The following is a 24,255-nucleotide window of genomic DNA, read 5'->3' on the forward strand; positions in this document are numbered from 1 at the left end:
TGAACGACGAGGGAAGACACCGGGCAAGAGCCCCCGAGCCGCGACACGCAGTGTCGCCATCAACACAGCCCCGAGCCGCGACGCGCTAGCGTCGCCATGAATGCTGCCATGAGTACGAGATCTTGAGGTAGCGGTTCATCCTGCGCCGGGCGCGGCGGCCGGCGCGCAGCACCCTGGGCGGGACCTCCACGCGCAGCCGGGCGCGGCGGCGGGCGGCGGCGTACGCCGGCCCGTCGAGCAGGGAGCGGGCCGGCACCAGGCGTCCCGATCGGGCCCTGCCGACCAGGGTGACCAGGTGGGAGGTCCAGTCGTCCAGGCCGCCCGGGTGGAAGTAGTTGGCTCGGCACCACTCCTCGTCCGGGGTGAGGAAGCGCCCATCGGCCAGGTCGTCGAGGGTGCCGAGCAGCCCGCTCCCCTCGAAGACGAGGTTGATCGTCTCGGCGCCCACCCCGAAGTCCGACAGCACCAGCAGCGGCACGGAGCAGGCGATCGCCTCCAGCGCGGCGGTCGAGCTGACCGTGACGAACCCCGCCGCGCGGGCGAGGTGGTCGCGCATCGGGCCGGCCTCGAACCGCACGGCGCCGGCGGGGACGGTGCCCCGTTCGGCCAGTTCCCGCCACAGCCGCCGGTAGGGGTGCCGCTCGGCGTGGGTCTGGCGCTCGTCGTCCAGGGCGCGGAGCTTGACCACGACGTCCAGGTCCGGCCGCCGCCCGGCCAGCTCGGCCAGGGACAGCAGGATCCGCTCCCGGTCCTCCCTGCGCCTGGGCACCTTGGCTTGGGCGGCGAACACCACGCGGTCGCGCGGCCCGGCGGCGGGCGGTGCCTGGCCCGCGGGCAGGAACGGCAGCCGGGCCAGTCCGGCCGCCCCGCCGCCGCCCAGTCTCCGGCCGAGTTCGGTGAACTCCGCCACCTCCCGCCCGCTGTGCAGGACGAACAGGTCGCAGCCGCTGCGGAACAGCCACGCCTTCTCGGTGGCCGGGACGGAGATGCCCGGCAGGCCCGAGACGAACACCGGTCTCGGTGAGAGGCCGGCGAGCACCTCGGCGACCAGCACGTCCACCACCGGGCCGGTGCAGGCGGCCAGCACCGCGTCGGGCCGCAGCCGTTCGGCCGCCCGGCGCAGTGCCCGTGCCGACAGCACCGGCGGGTCGGCGGCCACGCCGGTGACGGCCGCGCGGATCTGCGCCGGTGAGGGCGCGATGGGGGTACGGATCACCGCCAGCTCCGCCGTACAGCCGCCGGGAAGGTCCGCGAGCAGGTGGGCGGCCCACTTCAGGTAGGAATCCGAGTCGGCCACGGCCAGGACCTTCACCTTGTGACTCCGGTGTCGTGATGGGCGAACATCGACAGGTGCGAGCGGAGGGAGGGCGCCGCCTGAGCGGTCCACCACTCATCGGGGACGTCCACCGCCTCCACGGTGACGCCGCGGGACGCCAGCAGGACCCGCAGCGAGGTGACGGCGGTGGACGGCAGGCTGAGCACCCGCTGTCCCGGGTCCAGTCCCCGCAGAGTCATCTCGGCGGGGATCCCGGCGTCGTAGACGGTGACGCCGGGCTGTGCGCCGACCCGTTCGAGGTCGCCCGGGTCCTCCCGGCGGTGCGGAAAGTAGGCCACGGGACCGGCCGTTCCCACCCCGGCGAGCCAGGCGAGATAGCGGTCGCGGTGGATCAGGCCGTTGCGCACCAGCGAGGTGCCGAGGACGACCGTGGGCTCCTGCGGCCGGGGCCGGCGCGGGGGCTGGGCGCGCAGCCAGGCGAAGTCGTGGACGACCAGCTCGGCCCCTCTACCGCGTACGGCGCGCCCCAGGTCGTCCGGGACGGGCAGCGCGGTGAAGACCGTCAGCCGGCCCGACCGGGCGGCCGCGCGGAGTCGCAGGCCGGCCGCCACGCCGAGGACGGAGCGCAGTGGGCCCGCGGCGGCCCGGGCCCGCAGCAGCGGCCTGCCGGGAGGCCCGGCGAGCAGTTCCAGGAGCCTGATCGTGGCCAGCCCGTCGTCGACGACGACGATCCGGCCGGGGAGGGCGGCGAGCCAGCGGGCCTGGACCCGGCCGGAGAAGGCGTCTCCGATCACCCAGGTCACGCCCCGCCGGGGCTTGGGCGGCCCGGGCGCCGGCCCTGCCTGCTCCAGGCCCGCGGGGAGGGTGAGGCGGGACAGCTCCCGGCGGGTGGCGGCCAGCGGACGCGACCCGGCACGGGACATCACCCGGACGTGGGCGCCGAGCAGCCCGGCGTGGCATGCCTCGACCACGCAGAGCAGTTGCAGGGGGGACTCCGCCCAGGCGACGGCCGAAGGCTGTTCCCGCGCGTGGTCCCGCCCCTCCTCCACGCCGGGCGATGACCCGTTCACGATCGCCTCACCGTAACCGGGGCGCCTTACGCGGCCGGGAACCGCGGGTGAACATCGGAACACGCGCGTCCACGCCCGGACGGCGGAGGGCGGCAGGGATACGCGCAAGGCCCGGCACCGGGACGGGCAAGGCCTCGCGCGGGGGCGCGCAAGCCCGGTGCCGGGCCTTGCGCGGGGGCCCGGCACGGGGTTCGGAGGGCCCGGCGCGGGGGCCGGAACGAGGATCCGGCGCGGGGCCCGGAGGGCCGGGCACGGGGTCCACGCACCGCCCACATGACGCCTCGCGAGGGCGCTGAACAGGTAAAATAAACTCCCGTTAAAAAGATCTACCTTGGGGAAGGTTACAGCCGGGAGAAATCGTCCGGCACGCCCGTGTCTTATCGGCTCCGCAATGCGGAAACCCCTTTGCGGCAAGGGTTTCCGGCTCTTGCGAAAGTCTCGGCCCCGAAGTCCCCGATCTTCGGCCCGGGAAGTCGATGATCACCGAAATTCGGCGTTTCCCCAAGTCAGGGCAATGCAAGAGCTTGCAATCGGCGTGGAGCAGCACGTACGTTCTACTCGTTCGCGGTGAGCACCGAGGTCCACCGACCCGTATCTCACCGGCACATTGCCCGACCGCGCGTCATCGCAACCTATCCGTTGGTCGATGAGCGCGGCCGCCGAATCCGCGGCTCTCGCGGAACCGGGGAACCAATTTCTGGGGTGAATCAGCGCCTTCGCGCGCCGTAGGGCACTTCCCAGCCCGAACCCGTCAGCTAACCCGGTAGGCGGTATGGAAGCGAAGCAAGGAGTCGAACCCCCGCATGGCCAAGAACCGCCTCACCCCCAAGAAGCACAACCTGGCCCGCGTCCTCGTGGGTGCGTCCATCGTCCTCGTCGGCGGCGCCGCCACCACCGTTCCCGCCCTGGCCGACAGCCACGTCTCCGGCCCGCAGGCCGAGTCCGTCACCGAGAAGACCTCGGCCGAGACCCAGGCTCAGAGCCTGCCCAAGGTCAGTGCCGAGCGGGTCCTCGACATCGCCGCCAAGCAGATCGGCATCTCGGAGAACGCCGCCGGCGGCGGCACCAAGTTCCAGGACTGGTACGTCTCCAGCCAGCGCGCCAAGGAGACCGTCGCCCGTGACGGCGGCAGGATCCAGGACTACGCCAACGCTCCCTGGTGCGCGATGTTCGTCTCCTGGGTCGGCGAGCAGGCCGGCGCCCGGCCCACCATGGGCTGGGACGCCTACACCGTCTCCTACGCCAAGTGGTTCGCCGACAACGGGCGCTGGGGCCAGACCCCGAAGCCCGGCGCCGTGGTCTTCTTCGACTGGGGCGGCAGCCACGACATCGACGCCATCGACCACGTCGGCCTCGTCAAGAAGGACAACGGCGACGGCACGATCACCACGATCGAGGGCAACACCGGCAACGGCAAGGTCGAGGAGCGCGTCCGGCCGGTCTCCCAGGTCGACGGCTACGGCTACCCGTCCTACAACGACTGACGGACGCCTCACGGCTTTTCAGCCCTCTCCCCCTCCCCCTCCCCCTTCCCTCATCCCCTCCCCGCCGCCCCACTCCTCCAGGGGCGGCGGGGGCCACCAGACGGCGACCCGGCGCGCGGCCGGGTCGCCGTCTCGGCTTGTCCGGGTCCTTCACCCGGCCGGGGCGCACCCGTGAACGCCCGCCCATGCGCCGCGCGAGCACCCGTCCCCGCGCCGCCGTATGCGCCCGCCCGCGCGTCCGCCGTGGGCGCCCGGTCATGGGCCCGCCGCACGTACCCGTTCGCGTGCCGCCGCAAATCGCTTTCCGCCCAGGTCGCCGCACCGCGGAACCGGGCCGGGCGGTCCCTGACGTGCCGGATGGTCCCGGGTTGGCGGGCGTTCGCCGCGCCGTACCGTGTTGGGGTGGGAGCGCTCCCAAACACCCGATCACGTAGTTTGTCACCTTAATGACCGTTCATCGGCCTGGAAACCCCGCGATGTAACGGTTACGTTTCGGCATATTGACGCGCCGGTTGCCCATCGTCCAGTCTTCGTGGGAGCGCTCCCAAAAGTGGCCTGCGCGCCACCCATCGCCGATCGCGTTCGTCGGGGGCCGGTTCGCGATGTCACCTCCCAATCGATTCGGGCGACCACCTGAGAGGGGTCCGGAATGTTGAACAGCAAGCGGCACGGCACGCTCGCCGCCGTCGTGGTGATGACCGCCGCAGCACTGGCGGTCACGTCCTGCAGTTCGAATGAGCCCGCCAAGAACACGGCCGCCTCGGGCGGCTCGGCCTCCGAGCCGGTGACCATCACCGTGCAGACCTTCGGCGGCGGCGCGAACTTCGGCTACAAGAAGGCCGTCGAGACCTGGAACGCGTCGCACCCGAACATCCAGATCAAGCACGAGAACCCGACCGACCGTTTCGAGGACGTCTTCCTGCCCCAGCTCCTGCAGCGCCTGCAGGCGGGCAGCGGCGCGGCCGACGTCGTCGGCATCGACGAGGGCGCGATGGGCCTGATGAAGGCCCGCCCGCAGTTCTTCGCCGACCTCGCCGAGTACGGCCTGGACAAGCGCAAGAGCGACTTCCCCGCCGCCAAGTGGGAGAACGGCATCAACAAGGACGGCAAGCTCTTCGCCCTCGGCACCGACATCGGCGGCATGGCGATGTGCTACCGCAAGGACCTGTTCGAGAAGGCCGGCCTTCCCGGCGAGCGCGACGAGGTCACCAAGCTCTGGCCGGACTGGACCACCTTCATGGAGGTCGGCAAGAAGTTCCAGGCCGCCAACCCCGGCAAGAGCGACCCAAAGTTCCTCGACGGCCCCAACACCCTGTACAACGTGCTGCTGTCGCAGGAGGCGCCGAAGAACGGCAACGTCAACTACTTCGACAAGAACAACCAGCTCATCCTTGAGAGCAACCCGGCCGTCAAGACCGCGTTCGAGACGGTGAAGACCTTCAGCCAGGCGGGCATGACCGCCAAGCTCGCCTCCTTCACCCCGCCGTGGAACGCCGCGCTGAAGAAGGGCGGCTTCGCCGTCATGGGCTGCCCGGCCTGGATGGTCGGCGTGATCAAGGACAACTCCGGTCCCGGCAACGCGGGCAAGTGGGACGTGGCCGGGGTTCCCGGCGGCGCCGGCAACTGGGGCGGCTCCTACCTGGCGATCACCAAGCAGAGCAAGCACCCCAAGGAGGCCGCGGAGGTCCTGAACTACCTCACCGGCAAGGAGGGCCACGTCATGGCCTTCCAGGAGGCCAACGCCTTCCCCAGCTCCATCCCCGCCCAGGAGGACCCGGCGGTCAAGGACCTGAAGAGCGACTACTTCAACAACGCCCCGACCGGCCAGATCTTCGGCGAGTCGGTCAAGGGCCTGCTGCCGGTCTTCCTGGGTGAGAAGCACGCCCAGGTGAAGACCTCGGTGGAGAAGGTCCTGGAGGGCATGGACCAGGGCTCGATCCCCTACGACCAGGCGTGGCAGAAGTTCGTCGAAGCCGGCGTCAAGGCCGCGGGCTGACCCCCGTCCCGATCGGCACGGCCCGGCGTCGGTGACCCCGCCGCCGGGCCGGTCGCCTGCCCATCGCTGAAAGGCTACCGATGACCCTGCACGTCGACACTCCGGCGCCGGCCCGGCCACGGGCCCCGCGCCGATCCCCCGGACACCGCGGCTCGGGGCGGGGCGGCGGACTCGCCAGGTTCGACCTTCGGGCGACCCCCTACTTCCTCGTCTCCCCCTACTTCCTGCTCTTCGCCGTCTTCGGCGTCTTCCCGCTCGGCTACACCCTCTGGGTCTCCCTCTACGACTGGGAGCTCGCCGGCGACAAGTCGTTCATCGGGTTCGACAACTACATCTCCCTGATCACCGACGCGGCCTTCTGGAACGCGGTGGTCAACACGCTCGCGATGTTCGTCATCTCGACGGTTCCGCAGCTCGTCCTCGCGCTCATCCTCGCCAACGCGCTCAACAAGCGCATCCGGGGCCGGCTCTTCTTCCGCCTCGGCGTGCTGCTGCCGATGATCACCTCCGTCGTCGCCGTCGCCGTCGTGTTCACCCAGCTCTACGGACGCGACTACGGAATGATCAACTGGTTCCTCGGGCTGTTCGGGGTCGACGCGATCAACTGGCAGAACGAGAGCTGGACCGCCTGGATCGCGATCTCCACGATGGTCGACTGGCGCTGGACCGGCTACAACGCGATCATCCTGCTCGCCGCGATGCAGACCATCCCCAAGGACCTCTACGAGGCCGCCGCCCTCGACGGCGCGTCGGCCCAGCGGCAGTTCTGGCAGATCACCATCCCCATGCTGCGCCCGACGATCATCTTCATCGTCTTCATCTCCACCATCGGCGGACTGACGCTGTTCACCGAGCCCGTCCTGTTCGACGGCAACCCCACCATGGCGGGCGGCGCCACCGGCCAGTACCAGACGGTGGCGATGTTCATCGTCAAGGAGGCGTTCCGCGACTTCGACTTCGGCTACGCGGCCGCCGCGGCGTGGCTGCTGTTCGCGCTGATCCTCATCGGCACCCTCATCAACTACTCCTTCACCCGCCGCATCGGGGGTAACAAATGACGGCGATCCACGCCCGGAGCCGCCCGGCGAGGACCGGGTCCGCGCCGAACCGCATCTGGGACGCGACCCCGCTGACGAAGGTCGTCCTGGCCCTCGCGCTCGTGGTGTCGGCCTTCCCGATCTACTACATGTTCATCATGGCGACGCGGACGAACGACGACGCCAGCGAAGTGCCCCCACCGCTGCTGCCCGGCGGCCGGCTCGGCGAGAACATCGAGCGGCTGCTGAACACCGAGGACGCCCACTTCCTCCTCGGCCTGACCAACTCGGCGATCATCTCGATCACCGTGACCGTCTCGGTCGTGCTCATCTCCACCCTGGCCGGCTTCGCCTTCGCCAAGCTCCACTTCAAGGGCGGCAAGATCCTGCTCGGCCTGATCCTGGTGACGATGATGGTGCCGCTCCAGCAGATGGGCGTGGTGCCGCTGTACCAGCTCATGGTCGACCTCGGCTGGACCGGCCAGATCAAGGCGGTGATCCTGCCGTTCCTGGTCAACGGCTTCGGGGTCTTCATGATGACCCAGTACACCCAGCAGGCGGTGCCGGACGAGCTCGTCGAGGCGGCCCGGGTCGACGGGGCCTCCACCATGCGGATCTACGCCAACGTCATCCTGCCCGCGCTGCGGCCCGGCATGGCGGTGCTCGCCCTCCTGGTCTTCATGCAGACCTGGAACGAGTTCATGTGGCCGCTGATCGTGCTGACTCCGGACAACCCGGTGGTGCAGACCTCGATCGCCGCGCTCAACCAGGCCCACGGCACCGACTACGTCATGCTCTTCACCGGCACGGCGGCCTCGGTCCTCCCCCTGTTCATCGTCTTCGTCGCGTTCGGTCGTCAGATCGTCGGCGGCCTCATGGAAGGTGCGGTCAAGGCGTGACCACGCAAGAAACCCGGCTACAGGCCGCGGAACTGCTGTTCCCGGCGGACTTCGTCTGGGGGGCGGCCACCTCCGCCTACCAGATCGAGGGCGCCGTCGAGGAGGACGGGCGCGGGCGGTCCATCTGGGACGACTTCGTCCGCCAGCCCGGCCGGATCGTCAACGGCGAGAACGCCGACGTGGCGATCGACCACTACCACCGCTACCGCGACGACGTGCGGCTGATGGCCGAGCTGGGCCTGGGCGCCTACCGGTTCTCCGTCTCCTGGCCGCGGATCCAGCCCGACGGCTCCGGCCCGGTCAACACCAGGGGCCTCGACTTCTACAGCCGCCTGGTCGACGAGCTGCTGGAGCGGGGCGTGGACCCGTGGGTGACGCTCTACCACTGGGACCTCCCCCAGGCGCTGGAGGACGCGGGCGGCTGGCCGTCGCGGGAGACGTCGAAGCGCTTCGCCGACTACGCGGCGGCCGTGCACGACGCCCTCGGCGACCGGGTGCGCAACTGGAGCACGGTGAACGAGCCGTGGTGCGCGGCCTTCCTGGGCTACGCCTCCGGTGAGCACGCCCCCGGACGGCGCGAGCCGGCCCAGGCGGTACGGGCCGCCCACCACCTGCTGCTCGCGCATGGCCTGGCCACCCAGGCCATGCGGGCCCAGAGGCCCGACAGCAGGATCGGCGGCTGCGTCAACCTCTACGCGATCTCCCCCGAGACCGAGTCTGAGGCCGACCGGGACGCCGCCCGCCGCATCGACGGCCTGCAGAACCGTTTCTTCCTGGACGCGCTGCTCAAGGGCGCCTACCCCGAGGACGTGCTGATCGACCTCGACGGGATGGCGGACTTCACCGAGGACGGGGACATGGAGATCATCTCCACCCCGATCGACATGCTGCTGATCAACTACTACAGCCGCTTCACCGTCTCCGGCATCCCCGGCGGCGCAGCATCGGCGGCGGCGGCGCCGACCGACGCGGGCTCGCCCTGGGTCGGCAGCGAGGCCGTATCGTTCGTCCAGGCCGGCCGGCCGGTCACCGCCATGGGCTGGGAGATCGACGACACCGGCCTGCAGGAGATCCTGCTGCGACTGGCCCGGGAGTACCCGAGCGTGCCGCTGGTCATCTCCGAGAACGGCGCCGCCTTCGAGGACGTCGTGGGCGACGACGGCGTGGTCCACGACCGTGAGAGAGTGGACTACATCGAGGCCCACCTGCGCACCTGCCACGCGGCGATCGAGGCGGGGGTGCCCCTGAGGGGCTACTTCGCCTGGTCCCTGATGGACAACTTCGAATGGGCGTGGGGGTACGACAAGCGCTTCGGCCTGGTCCGCGTCGACTATGCGACCCAGGAGCGTATTCCAAAGGAGAGCGCTCTCTGGTATGCCGGGACCATCAGGCGCGGAGGCCTGAACGGTCCGGCAGAATAAGGGGCCGGCGAATCTTCATGGGGGCAGGCGACATGAACGGCGACCGTCGTCCGACACTTGAGGCGGTCGCGGCACTGGCCGGTGTCGGCCGCGGCACCGTGTCACGGGTCATCAACGGCTCACCCAAGGTGAGCGAAAAGGCCCGTGAGGCGGTGCAGCAGGCCATCGAGGAGCTGGGGTACGTCCCCAATCGGGCGGCCCGCGCACTGGTCACCCGGCGCACCGACACGGTCGCGCTGGTGGTCTCGGAGTCGGAGTTCCGCGTCTTCGACGAACCCTACTTCGCCGGGACCATCCGCGGTATCGGCTCGGCGTTATCCGAGACCGGTCTGCAACTGATCCTCGCGATGGCGCAGTCGAAGCAGGAGCACGAGCGGCTGGAGCACTACCTCACCGGCCAGCACGTCGACGGGGTGCTGCTGATCTCGCTGCACGGCGCCGACCCGCTGCCCGAGCGTCTGGAGGCGATGGGCGTGCCGACCGTCATCGGTGGCCGCCCCGTCGGCCTCACCCCCTACAGCTACGTCGACGTCGACAACCGGGCCGGAGCCCGGCAGGCGGTCAAGTACCTGCTGGGCAAGGGCCGCACCAGGATCGCCACCATCGCCGGTCCGCAGGACATGGGCGTGGGCGTCGACCGGCTCGCCGGTTACCGCGACGCTCTGCTGGCCACCGGTCTGCCGGAGATCGTGGACTACGGTGACTTCAGCGAGGAGAGCGGCATGGAGGCGATGATCCGCCTGCTGGCCGTCCACCCCGACCTGGACGCCGTGTTCACCGCCTCCGACCCGATGGCCCTCGGGGCGATGCGGGTGCTGCGCGAAGAGGGCAGGGCGGTCCCGTCGGACGTGGCGGTGATCGGGTTCGACGACTCCCCCGCCGGCGCCCACTCCTCCCCCACGCTCACCAGCGTCCACCAGCCGACCGAGGCGATGGGCCGGCAGATGGCCCACCTCCTCGTCGCCCGCATCAACGGCGAGCGCCTGGAACAGCCCGTCGTGATACTGGACACCCACCTGGTCGAGCGCGACTCGGCCTGAGCGTCCCGGCGGGTCCTCCCCTTCCGACAGAACGTCATCGTGGGCGGCGTCCCACGCGCAGAAGGTTTTCCACCGGGCACGTCCGCCGGGCCCCGGGCCCGGCGTCAACGCGTGGAGGTCTGATGACTCTGCGGTTCAACCTGCTGGGCCCGCTCCAGATACGCCGCTCCGGCCGCCTCGTCCCGCTCGGCCCGCCGAAACAGCGCGTCGTGCTCGCCGTACTCCTGCTGGAGGCGGGGCGGGTCGTCTCCCTGGACCGCCTGACCGCGGCCGTGTGGGAGGGCGAGCCGCCCCGCTCGGCCGTGGCCAACCTGCGAACCTACGTCAACCGCCTGCGCGACGTCCTGGGCGGACACCACGACCGTCTCGTCGCCCACGCTCCGGGCTACACGCTGGAGGTCCGCGAGGGCGAGTCGGACATCGCGGACTTCACGGAGTACGCCCGGCAGGGCCGCGCCACGCTGGCCGTCGGCGACCCGCGGGCCGCCCTGCGCCACCTGTCGGCGGCCCTGGCGCTGTGGCGCGGCACGGAGGCCGAGGACGTGCCGCGTACCCCCGAGCTCTCGTCGCGGCTGGCGGTCCTGGCCGAGCAGCGCTGCCTCGCCATGGAGGACCTCGCGCAGGCCCGGCTGGCCCTGGGTGAGCACGCCGAGATGCTCCACGAACTCCGCGAGACCGTCGCGGAGCACCCCACCAGGGAACGGCTGTGGGGCCACCTCATGCTCGCGCTGTACCGCACGGGCGACGTCGCGGCGGCGCTGGCCGCCTACGAGAGGGCGCGGACCGTCCTGCGCGAGGACCTCGGCCTGGAGCCGGGCCCGGACCTCGTCGCCCTCCAGCGGCGGATGCTCAACCGCGACCCCGGACTCGTCCCCGCGCCCGCCCGGCGGCCCGGCCCGTCCGGCGCCCGCCGGGTGCTCCCGCGGATGATCCCGTCCCCGGGCGACCTCGTGGGCCGTGACCGGGAGGTGAAGGAGCTGGCGCGCCTGGCCGGGGAGACGCGGCGTCCGGCCAGGATCGTCCTGCACGGTCCGGGCGGCGTCGGCAAGTCGGCGCTCGCCAGGCACGTCCTCCGCCTGCTCTCCGCCGAGCGCCCCGGCGGGCATCTCTACGCCGACCTCCAGGACGTCCGGCCCGGGGTACCGCCCCCGGACCCTTCGCGGGTCATGACCTGTTTCCTGACCGCCCTCGGCGTGCCGGCCGAGCGGATCCCGCGGGACCCGGTCCAGGCGGCCGAGGTGCTCCGGTTGCGCATCGGCGACGACGCCCCGCTGGTCCTGCTGGACAACGCCCTCGACGACGGCCAGGTACGGCCGCTGCTGACGGCCTGCGACGGCTGCCCGGTCGTCGTCACCAGCCGGGCCATGCTGTCCACGCTGGAGGGTACGGAGCACGTCGAGATCCTGCCCCTGCCGGGTGACGCCGCCCGCGATTTGCTGGCCGGGCTGTGCGGCACGGAACGCGCGGACGCCGACCCCGCCGCGGCGAACCGGATCGCCGAGCTCTGCGAGTGCCTGCCGCGTCCGCTGCGGGCGGCCGGCACCCGGCTCGCCGCCCGGCGCGAGTGGTCGCTGGCGGCCTTCGCCGGCCTGCTCGCGGACGAGCGTCACCGGATGGACCTGCTCGGCAACGGCGACCTGCCCATCCGGGAGAGCATCGACGCCGACTACCGGGTGCTGCTGTCCGGCACGGGCCCGGTGGACAGCGCGGCCGTCGAACTCTTCCACCACCTCGGTACGGCGCAGGCCGCCGAACTGACCCCCGCGGACGTGGCGAGGTCCCTCGCGTGCGACACGGTGACCGCGTCCGCCGCCCTGGGCCGTCTCGCCGACCTGCGTCTCATCGAGCCCGTGGAGCAGGCCCGTTACCGGGTGGGCGGCCTGGTGCGGTGCTTCGCCTCGGAGGTCGCCCGGAACGAGCGGGTCCCCGGGCGGCCCGCCGCGCGTCACCCCGCGCCGGGCTTTCCGGGGTGGGCCGTCCTCGAACGGTCCGGCGGGCGGCTCATCGCCCAGGGGCACGCGGGACGGCCCGACCCCGAACGGCCCGGCGCGGCGTCCGGGCCCCGTTCCGGATCGCCGCAGCGGTAGGGCGGGAACGGCTCGGAGGGCCGGTGGGCGCCGGGCGGTGCCGATCCGGCGGCTGCCGTCAGAGGGCCGGTTCGACGTGGGCCATGATCGTCCCCGCCGCGAGGATCCCGCCCCGCTCGTCGAGGACGGCGAGGGCGGGGTAGCCTCGCACCCCCAGCGCCCTGGTCGCGGCCTCGCCCTTCCTCTCGACGATGACGTGCGCCACCGGCTGGAGCGTGTCCCGGTAGTCCGAGACGTCCTCGCCGTCGGTGACCAGCACCGCCAGGACGGCGTCCCGCCCGTGCGGATGGTTCTTCGCCGCCTCCAGGAACTGCGGGACCCGCTCGGCGCACGGCGGGCAGTTCTTGGTGAAGACCCCGACCAGGGTGCGGCCGGGGGTCAGGGTCGGGCCCCGGCGTACCTCGCCGTCGGTCGTCACGGCCTCGAAGGGGCCGACGACCTCGCCGACCGGCAGCATCAGGTCCGGCAGCCTCCCGGGGAGGGCGGAAGGCCCGGAGTGCCCGGACGGTCCCGCCGGTCCGGGCAGGGCCCTCACGAGACGGGTGAGTCTGACGGTGAAGAGGAGATCGAGCGTGCACACGACGCCCACCAGCACCACGAGCGCGGCGATGAAATACATTCCTGGCCCTTTTCCTTTCCGGCGGGAGCGGGAAAGGGGCGCGCCCGGAAAAGGGCGCACCCCCGGATCTCATCTCGGCTCAGCAGCCGTGGTCGTAGCAGGCGTAGTAGGTGGTGGTGGCGCAGCACCAGCGGCCGGAGTTGCAGAAGCAGTACATTCTTCTCTCCCATCGATCGGCGGACATCTCGAAAGGTAGAAGGGCCGCCGATGGGATCCCTACAGCGCCGATACTCGCCGCCGTGTATCCCGCGTCACGCCCCGGGGAGATCGGCTCGCGCGCCGTCTCCCGCGCCCGGGGGGAACGCCGGGGCGAGATCGCCGTCGTCCGGCTCCACGGTCCGGTAGCCCTGGGCCTGCAGCCCGAACAGGTGGGCGTAGAGCCCGCCGCGGGCCAGCAGCTCGGCGTGGGCGCCCTGCTCGGCGACCCGGCCCCCGTCCAGGACGACGAGGAGGCCGGCGTCCCGGAGGGTGCCCAGGCGATGGGAGACGAGCACGCTGGTCCGTCCCCGCCGGTGCTCGCGCAGCCCGGCGTGGATCTCGTGCTCGGCCTCGGCGTCCAGTCCGGAGCCGGGCTCGTCCAGGATCAGCAGGTCGCGGTCCCCCCGGAGATAGGCGCGGGCCAGCGCGAGGCGCTGCCACTGCCCGCCCGACAGGAGGACACCGGTCCCCGGGGCGCCACCCGGCCCGTTCCCGGCGCCACCGTCCGGATCGCCGCCCAGGTCGCCGCCCAGGTCGTCGCCCTGGAAGAAGAGCCGGGACAGGAGGGTGTCGTAGCCGCGGGGCAGCGCGGCGACGAACCCGTGCGCGCCCGCCCCGCGGGCCGCGGCCTCGATCCGCGCCCGGTCCCCGATCCGGCCGACATCACCCAGGCCGATGTTCTCGGCCGCCGTCATGTCGTACTGCATGTAGTCCTGGAACACCGCGCCGATCCGCGCCCTCAGCCCGGCGGGGTCCAGCTCGCGGATGTCCGTCCCGTCCCACAGGATCTCCCCGCGCTCCGGGTCGTACATCCGGCACAGCAGCTTGACCAGCGTGCTCTTGCCTGCTCCGTTCCTGCCGACCAGGCCGACCGCCTCGCCGTACGGGATCGTGAGGTTCAGGCCGCGCAGGGTCCACGGGTGGTCCGGCGAGTAGCGGAACCACACGTCGCGCAGCTCCACGCCGCGGCGCAGCGGCGGTGCCGGCCGGGGCAGGGGCGGTACGGGAAGGTCCGGTTCTCCGCCGAGGACGGCGAGGTAGTGGCCGAACAGGAGCAGCTGCTGATGGGCCGCCGCCACCTCCACGGCCAGCCCGGTGAGAGCGCCCTGCACCCCGGCGACGGCCGCCGCGAAGAGGGACACGTCACCGATGGTGAGACCGCCTCCGGCCGCGGCGTGCAGCGCCCAGACCAGCCCGCCGCCGGCGGCGAGCGCCCCGAACGCGCCGGCCGCGCCCTGGACGCGCAGCTCGCGCCGGTCCGTCCGGCCGCGTTCGGCGTTCGCGGCCCGCCGCCTGCCGTTCATCAGCTCCCGCAGGTGCGCCCCGGTGCCGAACAGGCGCATCTCCTTGGCGGCCTGCACGTTCACCAGCAACTCCCGGAAGAAGAACTCCCTGCGCTCGGCCGGGCCGATCCGCCAGAGCATGGCCGCGCGGCGCCGGGCCAGCCACAGCTCCGCGGCCAGCGAGGGGACGGCCGCGCAGACGACCACCGGCGCCATCCAGGGGCCGACCACCAGCAGGGAGCCGAGGAACCCCGCCCCGGTGACCGTGGTCCTGGCGATGCCGAGGACGGCGGAGACGACCTGGCCCGGCGTGGTGGCGCCGTGCTGCTGGGCCATCCTGAGCCGGTCGAGGAAGACCGGGTCCTCGAACCTCGCCAGCCCCACGAAGCGCTCGGCCGCCTGGAAGAGCCGGTCCTGGGCGGCCAGCCCGACCCGGCGGCCGGTCTCCTCCCTGGCGTACCGCGCCGCCTGGGGGACCACGGCCGCCAGCACGCCGCAGGCCGCCAGCGCCGTGCCCAGGCCGGTGAGGGCCGGGGCGGTGGCCGCGCCCCGGGCGATGAGGTCGATCGCCGACTTGGTCAGCCACGCCGTCACCACCGGCAGCGCCGCCCCGGCCAGGGTGAGCAGGGCGAAGGCGGTGGCGAGCCACGGGCCCGCCCGCCACGCCAGGGCGAGCGCCGCCGCGGCGCCCCGCATGCTCGCCCGCGCCCGGGGCCGGGGGACGGCGTCACCGGTCCCGGCGGACGGCCCGGCGGGCGGGGATCCGGGCGGAAGGCCGGGTGGGAGACCCGACGGAAGGCCGGGCGGAGGGCCGGGCGGAGGGCCGGGCGGAGGGCCGGGCGGAGGGCCGGGCGGTCCGGCCGCCGGAGTGGGCGGCGGACCGGCCGGGGCTGGTTCGGGCATCGGGGGGATCCTCCAGGCTTCACAGGGACCGGAACAGGTCTCCGATGTCCTCGGCGTGGACGACGAGCACGGCGAGGAGGGCACCGGCGAGCACCGCGACGAGGGCTCCTTCGAGGCCGGCCGTGCCGTCCCGCGTCGCGAGGCCGGCGGCGGCGAGGGCCGCGGACCCGAGCACGAGGTTCCTGATCACCTGCCCCCGGCCGACCGGCCGGGCCGACTCACCGAAGCAGTGGCAGGCGCCGCCGTGACCGGCGCGCACGGCACGGGCCAGCACCCCCGCGAACACCAACAGCAGGGCGGCGCCCAGGAGCAGCCCTGCGGGAGCCGCGGCGGGCACCGCGACGAGGACCGGCACGCCCGCCTCGGCGGCCAGGACCAGTGCGGCGACCCGCCGGCTCCCCAGCCTCCGCGCCGGCGGCCAGGACGGCAGCAGGCGCTCCACGGCCTCCTCGAAGCGACGGTAGGCCGCCCCACGGCGCGCCTTGCCGTGGACGGACGCGATGAAGAGCACCGCCAGAAGCGCCCGGCAGGCGAGGACGGCGTGGACGGCGGCGTGCTGCATGTCGGAGCTCCCGGCGGCGTGTCCCCTCGCGGCCGTTCCGCGGGTGCCCGTCACGTTACGGAGGCCCCCGGGGAAGGGAGATACGCACCGGATACATACGGGCGTGTATCTGTTCGTGGATCACCGGCCGTTGACCGCCGATGCGGTGATCCCTAACGTTGGACCGTTATGGGAGCGCTCCCATACACGTTCCGGCAGTCCCGGCGGTGACCGGGCTGCGAAAATGGGGTAGGGCGCCCGCACCGCCCGCCCGACGAAAGGATCTCCCCTTGGCCCGGCAGTTCACCCTCCGCAGCGGCACCATGCACGCCGAGATCACCGAGCGGTCCGCCGCCCTGCGCGTCCTTCGCGACGGCGAGCGCGATCTCGTGACCGCCTGGCCGGAGGACGGGCCGATCCCCTACTACAGCGGCACCCTCCTCGCCCCCTGGCCCAACCGCGTCGGGGGCGCCCGCTACACCTTCGAAGGGCGGGAGCACCGGCTGCCGGTGAACGAGGAGGACCGCGGCAACGCCCTGCACGGGCTGGTCGCCGAGACCGACTGGACGGCGGTGGAGTGGCTGTCGGTGGAGGACGAGCACGGCTTCGTCCGGCTCGCCCACACGATCACCCCCACCCCGGGCTACCCGTTCACCGTCGCCCTGGAGGTGCGCTACTCCCTGACCCCCGGCGGGCTGACCACCACGCTGACCGCCAAGAACACCGGTGACGCCGACGCCCCCTACGGCTGCGGCCCGCACCCGTGGCTGCTGGCGGGCGACGACGTCGAGCGGTACGAGCTGCACGTGCCGGCCGGCAGGGTGCTGCTGGTGGACGATCGGCTGCTGCCGCGCGCGCTGGAGGATGTCTCCGGCACGCCGTACGACTTCACGGCCCCGCGCGTGGTGGGGGACACCGCCGTGGACCACGCCTTCACCGGCCTCGCCGCCGACGCCTCCGGGCAGGCCGCGGTACGGCTGCGCGGCCCCGAGGGCGGGGTCGAGGTGCGCTGGGACGCCTCCGCGCTGCCCTGGGTGCAGGTGTGCACCGGGACCGGCCTCGGCCACCGCGGGCTGGCGGTGGAGCCGATGACCTGCCCGCCCGACGCCTTCAACTCCGGCACCGACCTGATCGTGCTGCGGCCGGGCGAGAAGACCGAGGCGTCCTGGACGATCTCGCCCTGCTGAGCCCGCGCGGGAGGGGGTTGAGCGGGCGGTGGCGGCATGAGCATCGTCGAGGTCCGCCGGGGGCCGCGCGGGAGGGGTGAGCGGGCGGCCCCGGCGGATTCCGGCGGCTCCGGCGCGGGACGCCCGGCCTTCCGCCGGCCACCGCGCCCCCTCCGGCCCGTCGCATCCTCGCCGTCCCGCACCGTTCCGGCGACGTTCCCCAGGTCACGGCCCTCGGGGCATACGATTCGCAGATGTTTTACATATAAAACACCTGGTAAGCTTCGTAGGTGAGCGTGTTCCCCATCGAGAAGCCGATCCTCCACGTCCGCATGCCCGTCCGCGCGTCGCTGCGCCTGGGGCCGCTCGGCGACATCTGGCACAAGCCGGCGTTCAGCGCCGTGGCCTCGGTCGCCGTCCCCCAGTTCGCGCTGCTGCTCGCCGGCCGGTCCGACCTCGCCGCCTACGCCGCCGGCGGCTCGCTGTGCGCCCTGTACGGCCACGGCCTGCCGTACGCCGCACGGGCCAGGACCCTGGCGTGGGTCGTGGCGGGGATGCTGGCGAGCATCGCCGTCGGGCTCGTCACCGCCTCGCTCACCGATTCCACCGTCCTGCGGGTCGCGGTGGCCGCGCTCCTGGCCGGGGCGCACAAGGCCACCTGTGACGCGGCCCGGATCGGCCCGCCCGGGCACGTCATCCTCACCTTCGTCGCGGTGAGCGCCGCCTTCCTGCCGCAGCGCCTGGCCGACGTTCCCGCGCACCTGGCGCTGGCTCTGGCCGCCGGGGTCGTGGCATGGCTGGTCGGGATGGCTCCGGCGCTGGTCAGGCCGGACGGGCCGGAGCGCATCGCGGTCGCCCGCGCCCTGGAGGCCGCCGCCCGCCTGCTGCGGGCCTCGTCCGGCGGCCAGGAGCCGCCGCAGGCCCGGCACGCGGCCGCGGCCGCCGTCAACGCCGCCTGGCAGACACTGCTGCGCGCCGGGACCACCGGAAGCCGGGCGGAGCTGCGGCGGCTCCTGGTGCGCGCCGAGTCGGCGGCGGCGCTGCCGGCGCGGCACACGGCCGAGGCCGACTCACTCACCGCGTGGGCGCGCGATCTGCGCAAGGGCCGCCCGCTGCCGGTCCCCGGGCGGTCCGGGGCGCCCGGGGAGGACGCGGTCGAGGAGGCCGAGCTGTTCGGGGTGGCCGCCGAACGGCCCCGGCGCCACCATCTCCTGCCGGAGGTCGCCGGGAGGTGGCGCGTGGTCATGACGGTGGCGGCGGGCTCCGCGCTGGCCGGCTGGGCGTCGATGGCGCTGGGGGTCGGCCGGCCGTACTGGGCGGTGGTGACCGCGGCGGCGGTGTTCGCCGCCAACACCACGCTCTCGTGGAACCGGGCGCTGCAGCGCGTCGTGGGCAACCTGCTGGGGGTCGCGCTGTTCACGCTGGTGGTGCCGCTGACCCGGCTGGGGCCGCTCGCCCTCGTGGCCACCGTGCTGGTCATGCAGTTCCTCACCGAGGCGACGATCACCCGCAACTACTGGCTGGGCAGCGTGTTCGTCGCGCCCATGTCCATCCTGATGACCCAGTTCGCCGGAGTCCAGCCGGTGGGCGAGCTGGTCGCCGACCGCTGGCTCGACACCTGCGTGGGTGCCGTGGCCGGACTGGCGGCGTGCGTGCTGCTGCCCGACCGGCGGGCGGCCCGGCGGGTCCACGAGGGGCTGGAGCGCCTGGAACGGGCCGTGGCCGAGCCGTCGCCCGCCGGCCCCGGCCCGGCCAGGGCCGCCCGCGACCGCCTCAACGCCTCTCTGGTCGAGCTGCGCGAGGCCGCCGACACCGCGGCGGGCGAATGGTGGAGCACGGCCCTGCCCCAGGAACGGATCACCGCCGCCGAACGCGCCGGCCACCGCAAACTCACCGAACTGACGGGACCCGCGAGGGGCGCCGGTGTCTGGACTGAGGAACGCAGGAGCGAAGCGACGGAGTGACGAGGGAAGACACCGGGCAAGAGCCCCCGAGCCGCGACGCGCCAGCGTCGCCATGAGCCCGCGAGGGGGCGCCGGTGTCTGGACCGAGGAACGCAGGAGCGAAGCGACGGAGTGACGAGGGAAGCCACCGGGCTTGAGCCCCCGAGCCGCGACGCGCCAGCGTCGCCATGAGCCCGCGAGGGGGCGCCGGTGTCTGGACCGAGGAACGCAGGAGCGAAGCGACGGAGTGACGAGGGAAGCCACCGGGCTTGAGCCCCCGAGCCGCGACGCGCCAGCGTCGCAATGAGCAGAGAGCGCAGCGAGTGAACGACGAGGGAAGACACCGGGCTTCAGCCCCCGAGCCGCGACGCGCCAGCGTCGCAATGAACACAGCGCGGCGTCGCAGTGAGCAGGACGCCGTGGCGATCGCGCTGCGCCAGTGGCGGCGCGTCCTGCCCGACGCCGACCTCGACACGATAGCGGTCATCGGCCGGCTCACCCGGTGCACCGCACTCTTGCAGCACGCCGGGGACGCGCCGCTGGGCCGTGCCGGGGTCAGCCGCCCGGAGTTCGACATCCTGTGCGCGCTGCTGCGCGTCGGCGGCGAACTCACCCCCGGCCGGCTGGCCCGGGAGACCTTCGCCTCCGGCGCCGCCGTCACCAAACGGCTCAGGCGGCTGGAGGACGGCGGTCTGGTGGCGCGGCGGGTGGACGAGCGCGACCGCAGGGTGGCGCACCTGTCGCTCACCGACGCCGGCCGGGAGTTCATCATGCGGCTGCTGCCGGAGCAGCTGGAGTACGAGACCGCGCTGCTGGCCGGGCTGCCCGCCGAGCGCGAGCGGGAGCTCGCCGACCTGCTGGGCGAGCTGTTGCTGCTGCTTGAGGGCCGTTTGGGCGGCCTCATCGGCTGACGGGGGCCACCGGACCGGCCGATCGGCGGACCGGGCATCCGGCGGCATGGGCGGGTGAGCGCCTGCGTCGGCCGGACCGATCACGGGTCCCGGGCTCGGGCCGCGCCCTCACCGGTGGCCGGGGCGCCCGGCGCGGCCGTCAGCTCGGGCGCGGGAGGTGGAACATCTCCGACTCCAGGCCGAAGAAGCGCGTGGTACGGCCGCGCGGGGTCATCCCGAGCCGCCGGCAGACGGCCATGGAGGCGTCGTTGCCCGGCTTGACCAGGGCGTACACCTCTTCCAGCCCGGAGGCGAACCCGCGTTCGACCGCGCCCCGGGCCGCCTCGGTGGCGTAGCCGTTGCCCCAGGAGTCGGGGTGGAAGTGCCAGCCGACCTCGACCTCCCCGTCGCCGCCGGGGATCGGCCGGAACAGCACGGTCCCGGCGGGCACCCCGGTGTCGCGGACCTCGACCGCCCAGGAGCCGAACCTGCGGTCGCGCTCGTGGAAGGCGTGCCAGCCGTCCACCGCGGGCGCCGCCTCGAAGTCGAAGGGCGGCAGCCAGCGGAGGACCTCGGGCCGGGTGTAGATGTCGGTCATCCGGTCGAGGTCGGCCGGGTCGTGGGTCCACTCGCGGACGATGAGCCGCTCGGTCTCGTAAACAGTCATTCCGGATTTCTATCGCAGCCGGGGCGCCGGGTACGTCCCCCGTCAGAGTGATCACACGGCCGCACAGGAACCGGACGGACCGCACAGGAACCGGACAGGCCGCACAGGAATCGGGCGGGTCGCACAGGAATCGGGCGGGTCGGCGGTCGGCGGTCGGCGGTCGGCGGTCGGCGGTCGGCGGTCGGCGGTCGGCGGTCGGCGGTCGGCGGTCGGCGGTCGGCGGGAGGAGGTTTACCTTCGGCCTCACCCGTGAAACAATTCAGTGGGTGATGAATTATGACGGAGAACACGTGCGTGATCGCCGGGGCCGGCCCGGCGGGAGCGATGCTCGCGCTGCTGCTGGCCCGCGCGGGCGTCAAGGTCACACTGCTGGAGAAGCACGGTGACTTCCTGCGGGACTTCCGGGGTGACACCATCCACCCCTCCACCCTGCAGATCCTCGACGAGCTGGGGCTCGCCGAGGAGTTCCACCGGCTGCCGCACCGCAAGGAGCACCGGCTGGTCATGATGACCGACGACGGCCTGGCACCCGTCGCCGACCTGACCCGGCTGCCGGGCAGATACCGCTACATCGCCTTCGTCCCGCAGTGGGACTTCCTCAACCTGGTCACCGAGGCCGCCGGGCGGTACCCGTCCTTCCGGCTGGTGATGAACACCGAGGTGACCGGCGTGATCCGCGAGGGCGGCGCGGTGCGCGGGCTCCGCTACCGCGACGCCGAAGGCGAGCACGAGCTGCGCGCGACGCTCACCGTCGCCGCCGACGGCCGCACCTCCGCCGTGCGCCGGGCCGCCGGGCTCGTGCCGAGGGAGTTCGGCGCGCCGATGGACGTGGTGTGGTTCCGGCTGCCGCGCGAGGCGTCCGACCCCGACCAGACCTTCCTGCGGCTGTCCAGCGGCCGCATCATGGTGGCGATCGACCGCGGCTCCTACTGGCAGCTCGCCTACGTGATCCGCAAGGGCGGCTTCGACGCCCTTCGCGCCGAGGGGATCAAGGCGCTGCGCGAGCAGGTCGCCGGCCTGCTGCCGTTCCTCGACGGCCGCGTCGGGCTGCTGGACGGCTTCGACGACGTGAGCATGCTGTCGGTCCGGGTGAACCGGCTGTCGCGCTGGCACCGTCCCGGCCTGCTGGCCATCGGTGACGCCGCGCACGCCATGTCACCGATCTTCGGGGTCGGCATCAACCTGGCCGTGCAGGACGCCGTGGCGGCGGCCAACCTGCTGGCCGGGCCCCTCGCCGCCGGGGCCGGTATCCCCGAGTCGCTGCTCGCCCGCGTCCAGCGGCGCCGCATGCCGCCCACGGCGGTCACCCAGTTCGCCCAGCGGGCGGTGCAGGCCGCCCTGATCAGCCCCACCCTCTCCGGCCGCGTCCGGCCGACGGGGCTGCCGCGTGACGTCTCCCGGCTCCCGGTGGTCGGCGCCCTCGGCCGCCGCTTCATCGGTTTCGGTGTCCTCCCCGAGCACGTGAGGAGCCCGGAGGCGTCTCCTCCCCGGCGGAAGTGAGCTGAGAGCCGGCGGCCCGGCACAGGGATCCCCCACCCGCCGGCGTCTCATTTATGGCGAAAGGTGTCTCACTCCTTGGGCAAGGGGGTCCGGTCGGTGACGCCGTTGCAATAGCCTGGTGTGTCGTGAGCATCAACTTCGATTCCTGGCGGCGGCTGCCCGCGGCGCAGCAGCCCGAGTGGCCCGACCGCGACGAGCTGGAGAAGGTCGTCGCCGAGCTCAAGGGGCTGCCGCCCCTGGTGTTCGCCGGCGAGTGCGACAAGCTCAAGGCCGAGCTGGCGGCGGTGACGCGGGGCGAGGCGTTCGTGCTGCAGGGCGGCGACTGCGCCGAGACCTTCGCCGGCGCGACCGCGAACGACGTGCGCAACAAGCTCAAGACGCTGCTGCAGATGGCGATCGTGCTCACCTACGCGGCCAAGGTGCCCGTCGTGAAGATCGGGCGGATGGCCGGCCAGTTCGCCAAGCCGCGGTCCAAGCCGACCGAGGCCCGTGACGGCATCGAGCTGCCCACCTACCGGGGCGACATGGTCAACGGCTTCGACTTCACCCCCGAGGCCCGCGTCCCCAACCCGTGGCGGCTGCTGCGCGCCTACCACTCCTCGGCCGTGACGCTGAACCTCGCCCGCGCCTTCACCCGCGGCGGCTACGCGGACCTGCGGCAGGTGCACGCCTGGAACCAGGACTTCGTGATCGAGTCGCCCGCCGGGAAGCGCTACGAGCAGCTCGCCCGGGGGATCGACCAGGCCCTGGCGTTCATGCGCGCCTGCGGGGCCGACCCGGACGAGTTCCACACCGTGGAGTTCTACTCCTCGCACGAGGCGCTGATCCTCGACTACGACCACGCCCTCACCCGGATCGACTCCCGGACCGGCCTGCCGTACGACGTGTCGGCGCACATGGTCTGGATCGGCGAGCGCACCCGCCAGCTCGACGGCGCGCACGTGGAGTTCTTCTCCCGGATCCGCAACCCGATCGGCGTGAAGCTCGGCCCGACGACCACCCCCGAGGACGCCCTCGCGCTCGTCGAGCGGCTGAACCCGGACAACGAGCCGGGCCGCCTGACGTTCATCACCCGGATGGGCGCCGGGAAGATCCGCGACCACCTTCCGTCCCTGGTGGAGAAGGTGACGGCGAGCGGCGCCGCGGTGGCGTGGATCTGCGACCCGATGCACGGCAACACCTTCGAGGCGCCCAGCGGCCACAAGACGCGCCGCCTGGACGACGTGCTGAACGAGGTGGCGGGCTTCTTCGAGGTGCACGGCGCGCTCGGCACCCACCCCGGCGGCATCCACATCGAGTTCACCGGCGACGACGTCACCGAGTGCGTGGGCGGCGGCCTGGAGATCGTCGAGGACGACCTGGCGCGGCGTTACGAGACGGCGTGCGACCCGCGCCTCAACCGGAGCCAGTCGCTGGACCTGGCCTTCCGGGTGGCGGAGCTGTACCGCTCGGCCTGAGCTCCGCGACCGGAGGCGGACATGATGAGAGCCCCGCGACCGTTCACGGCGCGGGGTTCTCGTTGTTCGGGGTCTCAGCCCTCCTGGGCGCCCATCTCCTTGGCCAGCTCGGCCCGGATCGCGTCCATGTCGAGGGCGCGGACCTGACCGATCAGGTCTTCGAGGGCCGGCTCCGGCAGCGCCCCGGGCTGGGCGAAGACGACGATGCCGTCGCGGATGGCCATGATCGTCGGGATCGAGGTGATCTCGAAGCCCTGGGCCAGTCCCTGCTGCGCCTCGGTGTCGATCTTGCCGAACTTGATGTCGGTGTGCTTCTCCGACGACTTCTCGAAGATCGGGCCGAACGTGCGGCATGGCCCGCACCAGGCCGCCCAGAAGTCCAGCAGGACGATCCCGTCGTCGGCGATCTCGTTGAAGTTCTGCTCGGTTACCTCGATGGTCGCCACCGGTGGCTCCTCTTGTCGTTCACGTCTGTACGGCTCCCATAACCACCTACCCCCCGCCGGGCATTCCATGGCGGCCGCCGTCGCGCTCCGTCACCGCACCCGGCCAGGAAGTCCGCATGAGCCCGCGAGGGGGCGCCGGTGTCTGGACCGAGGAACGCAGGAGCGAAGCGACGGAGTGACGAGGGAAGACACCGGGCTTCAGCCCCCGAGCCGCGACACGAAGTGTCGCCATCAACACAGCGAGGGGGCACCGGTGTCTGGACTGAGGAACGCAGGAGCGAAGCGACGGAGTGACGAGGGAAGACACCGGGCTTCAGCCCCCGAGCCGCGAC

General features: G+C 72.7%; 19 protein-coding genes and 1 riboswitch. Of the genes, 12 read left to right on the forward strand and 7 right to left on the reverse strand.

The window, feature by feature from the left end; all coding sequences use genetic code 11:
* Positions 1 to 85: 85 nt before the first annotated feature.
* Together IEZ10_RS22075 and IEZ10_RS22080 are read right to left on the reverse strand one after the other, a co-directional pair.
* A complete protein-coding gene (locus IEZ10_RS22075; protein ID WP_229811510.1) occupies positions 86 to 1,297 on the reverse strand; it encodes a DUF6716 putative glycosyltransferase in 1,212 nt (403 codons plus the stop codon).
* A gap of 11 nt (positions 1,298 to 1,308) precedes the next feature.
* Positions 1,309 to 2,346 (reverse strand): hypothetical protein, encoded by a 1,038-nt coding sequence (locus IEZ10_RS22080; protein ID WP_189248396.1) that lies wholly within the window; start codon positions 2,344 to 2,346, stop codon positions 1,309 to 1,311.
* 647 nt (positions 2,347 to 2,993) lie between these two features.
* Positions 2,994 to 3,131: riboswitch (cyclic di-AMP (ydaO/yuaA leader) on the forward strand.
* A gap of 18 nt (positions 3,132 to 3,149) precedes the next feature.
* Between IEZ10_RS22080 and IEZ10_RS22085 the strand changes: the two genes are divergently transcribed.
* From IEZ10_RS22085 to IEZ10_RS22115, 7 genes are all read left to right on the forward strand, one after another.
* Positions 3,150 to 3,830, forward strand: coding sequence for a CHAP domain-containing protein (locus IEZ10_RS22085; protein ID WP_189248397.1), 681 nt, complete (start codon positions 3,150 to 3,152; stop codon positions 3,828 to 3,830).
* A gap of 649 nt (positions 3,831 to 4,479) precedes the next feature.
* Positions 4,480 to 5,826 carry an ABC transporter substrate-binding protein gene (locus tag IEZ10_RS22090; RefSeq protein ID WP_189248398.1) on the forward strand — a complete coding sequence of 449 codons (1,347 nt, stop codon included), beginning with the start codon at positions 4,480 to 4,482 and terminating at the stop codon, positions 5,824 to 5,826.
* Positions 5,827 to 5,906: 80 nt separating this feature from the next.
* Complete coding sequence (locus IEZ10_RS22095) at positions 5,907 to 6,884, forward strand: carbohydrate ABC transporter permease (protein ID WP_189248399.1); 978 nt, start codon at positions 5,907 to 5,909, stop codon at positions 6,882 to 6,884.
* A complete protein-coding gene (locus tag IEZ10_RS22100; RefSeq protein ID WP_189248400.1) occupies positions 6,881 to 7,762 on the forward strand; it encodes a carbohydrate ABC transporter permease in 882 nt (293 codons plus the stop codon). Before IEZ10_RS22095 ends, IEZ10_RS22100 begins: the two co-directional genes overlap by 4 nt.
* A complete protein-coding gene (locus tag IEZ10_RS22105) occupies positions 7,759 to 9,183 on the forward strand; it encodes a GH1 family beta-glucosidase (protein ID WP_189248401.1) in 1,425 nt (474 codons plus the stop codon). Before IEZ10_RS22100 ends, IEZ10_RS22105 begins: the two co-directional genes overlap by 4 nt.
* A 32-nt stretch (positions 9,184 to 9,215) precedes the next feature.
* On the forward strand, positions 9,216 to 10,223 hold the full coding sequence (locus IEZ10_RS22110; protein ID WP_189248402.1) for a LacI family DNA-binding transcriptional regulator: 1,008 nt from the start codon (positions 9,216 to 9,218) through the stop codon (positions 10,221 to 10,223).
* Between the two features lie 122 nt (positions 10,224 to 10,345).
* The gene (locus IEZ10_RS22115) at positions 10,346 to 12,310 is read left to right on the forward strand and encodes an AfsR/SARP family transcriptional regulator (protein WP_189248403.1); all 1,965 of its coding nucleotides are present in this window, start codon (positions 10,346 to 10,348) and stop codon (positions 12,308 to 12,310) included.
* A gap of 58 nt (positions 12,311 to 12,368) precedes the next feature.
* Here the strand turns inward: IEZ10_RS22115 and IEZ10_RS22120 are convergent, their stop codons facing one another.
* The 3 genes from IEZ10_RS22120 to IEZ10_RS22130 all read right to left on the reverse strand — a co-directional run bounded on the left by IEZ10_RS22120 (position 12,369) and on the right by IEZ10_RS22130 (position 15,875).
* The gene (locus tag IEZ10_RS22120; RefSeq protein ID WP_189248404.1) at positions 12,369 to 12,929 is read right to left on the reverse strand and encodes a TlpA disulfide reductase family protein; all 561 of its coding nucleotides are present in this window, start codon (positions 12,927 to 12,929) and stop codon (positions 12,369 to 12,371) included.
* 251 nt (positions 12,930 to 13,180) lie between these two features.
* Positions 13,181 to 15,106: an ABC transporter ATP-binding protein gene (locus IEZ10_RS22125; RefSeq protein WP_189248405.1), complete on the reverse strand. Its 1,926-nt coding sequence runs from the start codon at positions 15,104 to 15,106 to the stop codon at positions 13,181 to 13,183.
* Positions 15,107 to 15,332: 226 nt separating this feature from the next.
* Positions 15,333 to 15,875: a MauE/DoxX family redox-associated membrane protein gene (locus IEZ10_RS22130; RefSeq protein WP_189248406.1), complete on the reverse strand. Its 543-nt coding sequence runs from the start codon at positions 15,873 to 15,875 to the stop codon at positions 15,333 to 15,335.
* A gap of 269 nt (positions 15,876 to 16,144) precedes the next feature.
* Between IEZ10_RS22130 and IEZ10_RS22135 the strand changes: the two genes are divergently transcribed.
* From IEZ10_RS22135 to IEZ10_RS22145, 3 genes are all read left to right on the forward strand, one after another.
* Complete coding sequence (locus tag IEZ10_RS22135; protein ID WP_189248407.1) at positions 16,145 to 17,041, forward strand: aldose 1-epimerase family protein; 897 nt, start codon at positions 16,145 to 16,147, stop codon at positions 17,039 to 17,041.
* 269 nt (positions 17,042 to 17,310) lie between these two features.
* The gene (locus IEZ10_RS22140) at positions 17,311 to 18,984 is read left to right on the forward strand and encodes an FUSC family protein (protein WP_229811511.1); all 1,674 of its coding nucleotides are present in this window, start codon (positions 17,311 to 17,313) and stop codon (positions 18,982 to 18,984) included.
* Between the two features lie 362 nt (positions 18,985 to 19,346).
* Positions 19,347 to 19,874: a MarR family winged helix-turn-helix transcriptional regulator gene (locus tag IEZ10_RS22145; protein WP_189248408.1), complete on the forward strand. Its 528-nt coding sequence runs from the start codon at positions 19,347 to 19,349 to the stop codon at positions 19,872 to 19,874.
* Positions 19,875 to 20,013: 139 nt separating this feature from the next.
* Here IEZ10_RS22145 and IEZ10_RS22150 read toward each other — a convergent pair whose 3' ends face one another.
* Complete coding sequence (locus tag IEZ10_RS22150) at positions 20,014 to 20,520, reverse strand: GNAT family N-acetyltransferase (protein ID WP_179818139.1); 507 nt, start codon at positions 20,518 to 20,520, stop codon at positions 20,014 to 20,016.
* A gap of 276 nt (positions 20,521 to 20,796) precedes the next feature.
* Between IEZ10_RS22150 and IEZ10_RS22155 the strand changes: the two genes are divergently transcribed.
* Positions 20,797 to 22,020 carry an FAD-dependent oxidoreductase gene (locus tag IEZ10_RS22155; RefSeq protein WP_189248409.1) on the forward strand — a complete coding sequence of 408 codons (1,224 nt, stop codon included), beginning with the start codon at positions 20,797 to 20,799 and terminating at the stop codon, positions 22,018 to 22,020.
* A gap of 125 nt (positions 22,021 to 22,145) precedes the next feature.
* Positions 22,146 to 23,477 carry a class II 3-deoxy-7-phosphoheptulonate synthase gene (locus IEZ10_RS22160; RefSeq protein WP_189248410.1) on the forward strand — a complete coding sequence of 444 codons (1,332 nt, stop codon included), beginning with the start codon at positions 22,146 to 22,148 and terminating at the stop codon, positions 23,475 to 23,477.
* Positions 23,478 to 23,551: 74 nt separating this feature from the next.
* Here IEZ10_RS22160 and trxA read toward each other — a convergent pair whose 3' ends face one another.
* Complete coding sequence (gene trxA, locus IEZ10_RS22165) at positions 23,552 to 23,923, reverse strand: thioredoxin (RefSeq protein ID WP_179818142.1); 372 nt, start codon at positions 23,921 to 23,923, stop codon at positions 23,552 to 23,554.
* Positions 23,924 to 24,255 lie beyond the last annotated feature (332 nt).

Origin of the sequence: Streptosporangium pseudovulgare, assembly GCF_014648055.1 — a bacterium.
Classification (GTDB): Bacteria; Actinomycetota; Actinomycetes; order Streptosporangiales; family Streptosporangiaceae; genus Streptosporangium; species Streptosporangium pseudovulgare.

Excerpts from the sequence above, each read along its gene's own strand:
- IEZ10_RS22085 (WP_189248397.1), top strand. The coding sequence starts at position 3,150 with ATGGCCAAGAACCGCCTCACCCCCAAGAAGCACAACCTGGCCCGCGTC.
- IEZ10_RS22090 (WP_189248398.1), top strand. The coding sequence starts at position 4,480 with ATGTTGAACAGCAAGCGGCACGGCACGCTCGCCGCCGTCGTGGTGATG.
- IEZ10_RS22095 (WP_189248399.1), top strand. The coding sequence starts at position 5,907 with ATGACCCTGCACGTCGACACTCCGGCGCCGGCCCGGCCACGGGCCCCG.
- IEZ10_RS22100 (WP_189248400.1), top strand. The coding sequence starts at position 6,881 with ATGACGGCGATCCACGCCCGGAGCCGCCCGGCGAGGACCGGGTCCGCG.
- IEZ10_RS22110 (WP_189248402.1), top strand. The coding sequence starts at position 9,216 with ATGAACGGCGACCGTCGTCCGACACTTGAGGCGGTCGCGGCACTGGCC.
- IEZ10_RS22115 (WP_189248403.1), top strand. The coding sequence starts at position 10,346 with ATGACTCTGCGGTTCAACCTGCTGGGCCCGCTCCAGATACGCCGCTCC.
- IEZ10_RS22120 (WP_189248404.1), bottom strand. The coding sequence starts at position 12,929 with ATGTATTTCATCGCCGCGCTCGTGGTGCTGGTGGGCGTCGTGTGCACG.
- IEZ10_RS22125 (WP_189248405.1), bottom strand. The coding sequence starts at position 15,106 with ATGCGGGGCGCCGCGGCGGCGCTCGCCCTGGCGTGGCGGGCGGGCCCG.
- IEZ10_RS22130 (WP_189248406.1), bottom strand. The coding sequence starts at position 15,875 with ATGCAGCACGCCGCCGTCCACGCCGTCCTCGCCTGCCGGGCGCTTCTG.
- IEZ10_RS22145 (WP_189248408.1), top strand. The coding sequence starts at position 19,347 with ATGAACACAGCGCGGCGTCGCAGTGAGCAGGACGCCGTGGCGATCGCG.
- IEZ10_RS22150 (WP_179818139.1), bottom strand. The coding sequence starts at position 20,520 with ATGACTGTTTACGAGACCGAGCGGCTCATCGTCCGCGAGTGGACCCAC.
- IEZ10_RS22155 (WP_189248409.1), top strand. The coding sequence starts at position 20,797 with ATGACGGAGAACACGTGCGTGATCGCCGGGGCCGGCCCGGCGGGAGCG.